Below are 3,246 nucleotides of genomic sequence, written 5' to 3'. Positions count from 1 at the left end.
GGATTTTAAAATAGAGAGTGGAATAACTAGCTACCTCGGGGTTTTATTGTCTTTTTTCTCTGCTTGGTAAATTTCTTAAATATTATAGCTTAGACTAGTTGCGCTTAAAAGCAGCTAAATTGCAGCGTTTAAGGCATAAAAACGCCAATACTGAAAATAAATACCGACCAGGGCTTTTTTTCCGCTTAGTTTAGGTTATGCAAGAAGTTCTCTGTCTGATTCATGATGATGATTAACATCACAAAGTTTAGTAAAAGGATCATCATTGATTGGTTGACTGAATAGTTTGTCAAGATGAATTGCTAGAAATACCGCACTATATATTATGCTAACTGTTACACTTAAATTAAAATTATAGATTATACCATTACCTAAGCTTATCGGTGTGGTTGCAATTTCTATCCTTCTTAATACGAAGTTTAGCAAACCTAATGACAAAGTTAGTGTGCTGATGAAGAGGCTCTTCCTGCGTTTAGCAAGTTCAGCTTCACATTTTGTAAATTCATCAGTTTTCTTTTTATCTTGGTATTTTCCACATGCCTCTTGATATTTTTTATGTGCCTCCTGATATTTTTTGTACGTATAATAATAGCCTATGGGCTCTGCAATGAATAGGAATAGGATTGTTGATGTTAAGTGAATATAACTTATTGCACTTGCATTACTTCCAGTCAAGGAATGGAAGACTTTCAACATCATTAGCGCTTCTATAGTGCTGCTTGCAAGACTAGCTGATTTACCCACAATTTTTGCTAATTCTTTTTTACCCTTAGGGTCTCTGTAATCCTTGACTAGGTCATATAAAGTAAATGCAGAATAGGCAATATATAGAATAGACGTCGGAAATTTTGCCCACCGAGCGACATTCCGTATAAGAAAAATATTGGATCTGTTATTATCAATAAACTCACAGCAAAATTGTAGTGAAATCTTGCACAGTAGCGTTGTTAAACCTGTTGTAATACAGATTATCCTCCTGATATCATGGTTGCAAGCGTCATTTACCTTTTGTGCAAATGTGTTTGGTTTCTTTTTTAGCCTATTTAGCATAAATAGCTAATAAAATAATAACTTTTTACTATTCTATCATATAAAATCTTAAAAGAAAAGTACTATAAATCGGGACTTTAAGGGCAGTTCCTACATAAATCAGCCAAGCATTTTATAAACAAGGAATTGGTACTGAGAGTTGGTACGCGAAAATAATATCCGTCCTTGATCATTGCTTTATATTCTATATCAAGTTCAACAAGCGTTTCTGAATGTTCAGAAACAAAAGATATAGGTGATAAAACCACAGGCATATCGTTAGCTTTTGCACGCAACAGTTCACTTTCGGTGCTTGGCTCTAGCCATTTTACGGGGCCTACCTTACTCTGATAACATATTGACCAATCAAGATCCTTGATGTTTAATTTTTTTACTATTAATTTTACTGTTTCTTCTATTTGTAAGGCATAAGGGTCACCCCTTTCAATAACACTCAAGGGCAAACTATGGGCTGAAAATAGGATTCTTGGTTTACCAATTTTGCTTGCTAACTTATAATACTGAGCTGTTAGGTTAACGTGAGCTTCAATAAAGTCTTGATTATCATAATAATGGTTGATTATTTTTGTGTTGCATTTTAGACCATATTTTTTGGCACTTTTTTGCCAATTTTCGATAGACGACAAAGTTGTGGTAGTTGAATATTGAGGATATAGCGGCAGCAGAATTACTTCGTCAGGATCAAACTGCTTCACACTTTTAACAACTTCATCAGCAAATGGATGCCAATAGCGCATATAAACGAATACTCTGGCCAGCTCTGGTGTCATTCCAGCACGTGACGCTGGAATCCAGTTCTTTTTTCTAGATCCCAATTCCACGCTACTTGGATGACAAAAGAAGGATCTATTAAGCTCTCGTTCAAGTGCTTCAGCTTGCATTTTTGTATTCTCTAAAATTGGCGATTTGCCTCCAATTTGCTCATATATTTTTCGTGCAGTATTTTCTCGTTTTGCGGATATAAACTTTGCTAAAAGAAACCGAAAGGGGTTTGGTAGATTTATTATTCTTCTGTCGTAAAAGAGATTAAATAAAAAAGGACGGACCGCATTTGGTGAATCAGGTCCGCCAAGGTTAAGTAAGACGATTGCTTTTTTCATTAGATCTGTTGCAAATCATTATTGAAGCTAAAAGCTTACTTTTTGCTGTCATTCCAGCGCGTGATGCATGACAATTTTGTGGTTTGAGTACCAAGAGGATGTCATCCAAGTAGCCTGGCACTGGGATCCAGGATTTTACTAAATTGGTGAGTATAAAAGTACTATGTAAAAACAGCGTTCTCGATGAAGTTGTATGAAAATGCTGGATTCCAGTGTCAAGCACTGGAATGACAAAACAGAGTACATTTAAACAAAAGAGACACATTCAGACTCCGCAACAAGTTGCTTTTGGGGTGCCTATAAGCTCAGCTACAGGTTTATCAAGTATAGATATAGGTACTAAATTTCTCACACTGGCATACAATAGGTGGCCAGATCTCTGCAGGTTACTCTGTGTGGATGAAAAGCTTCTATCAAAGATCAGATCAGCGCAAAAACTTGGCATTGCTTCAAGAAGTTCAACAGCAGCTAAAGATAGCATTATACAACTTTGTAGAATCTTTAGAGGGAAAACTAAAAACGCAATGAGAAAGGAGGTGTTACCTGCTTCACTTACTTGGTTAGGCGAATTATACTCAATATGTTTTCTGTTTTTATCAAAGATAGGGAATTTTATAGTATCTTTCTTAAATTCCGCGTCTATTGTTTCTCTACTGTAGTCAGTAGTTTTTGCCATTAACTTCTCACGCAGATTAAAAGTCCTAACAACGAAGCATGTGGCAATCATTAAGACAGCACAAGCAAGTGCACATTGTAAAAGGCTTAACCCGCCTACCATAGCTGGTAATGCAAAGCAAGCAAGTAGCGGTATAGTGATCATTTCACCAAACGGAATAATATTCTTTTTCATTGCAAAGGCAGCACCTTTTTGTAATTTTGTATTGTGACGCGAGCTATATTCCAAATAACTCAAAAAAGCCAAGCTGAAAGTTAAAAACCCTTTTGTTCCACAAAAAATTGATGATTTTAAATTATTAACGAACGTTTTAGCAGCAGATTCAGTATTTTTTTTACGGCAACATTCACCCATATAATACCTCCTTGATGGTTTATTCTTAACTATAAGCAAAAAATCACTTTGATGAAATAAAAATTC

At 35.5% G+C, this 3,246-nt stretch carries 4 protein-coding genes; all 4 read right to left on the bottom strand.

Translation table 11 applies throughout. From position 1 onward, the window contains the following. Positions 1 to 195: 195 nt before the first annotated feature. The 4 genes from DM84_RS05495 to DM84_RS05480 all read right to left on the bottom strand — a co-directional run bounded on the left by DM84_RS05495 (position 196) and on the right by DM84_RS05480 (position 3,180). Positions 196 to 1,050: a hypothetical protein gene (locus DM84_RS05495; RefSeq protein WP_250778963.1), complete on the bottom strand. Its 855-nt coding sequence runs from the start codon at positions 1,048 to 1,050 to the stop codon at positions 196 to 198. 77 nt (positions 1,051 to 1,127) lie between these two features. Beyond that, positions 1,128 to 2,150 carry a ferrochelatase gene (gene hemH / locus DM84_RS05490; protein ID WP_250778960.1) on the bottom strand — a complete coding sequence of 341 codons (1,023 nt, stop codon included), beginning with the start codon at positions 2,148 to 2,150 and terminating at the stop codon, positions 1,128 to 1,130. Continuing rightward, positions 2,125 to 2,415 carry a hypothetical protein gene (locus tag DM84_RS05485; RefSeq protein ID WP_250778958.1) on the bottom strand — a complete coding sequence of 97 codons (291 nt, stop codon included), beginning with the start codon at positions 2,413 to 2,415 and terminating at the stop codon, positions 2,125 to 2,127. Before DM84_RS05485 ends, hemH begins: the two co-directional genes overlap by 26 nt. Beyond that, entirely contained in the window at positions 2,416 to 3,180 is a 765-nt protein-coding gene (locus tag DM84_RS05480; RefSeq protein WP_250778964.1) for a hypothetical protein, read from the bottom strand. Between the last annotated feature and the right edge of the window lie 66 nt (positions 3,181 to 3,246).

This window comes from Wolbachia pipientis, from assembly GCF_023661085.1.
In the GTDB taxonomy this organism is placed as follows: Bacteria; Pseudomonadota; Alphaproteobacteria; order Rickettsiales; family Anaplasmataceae; genus Wolbachia.
Note: the sequence above shows the minus strand (reverse complement) of the source record. Positions and strands in the feature narration are given on the sequence as shown.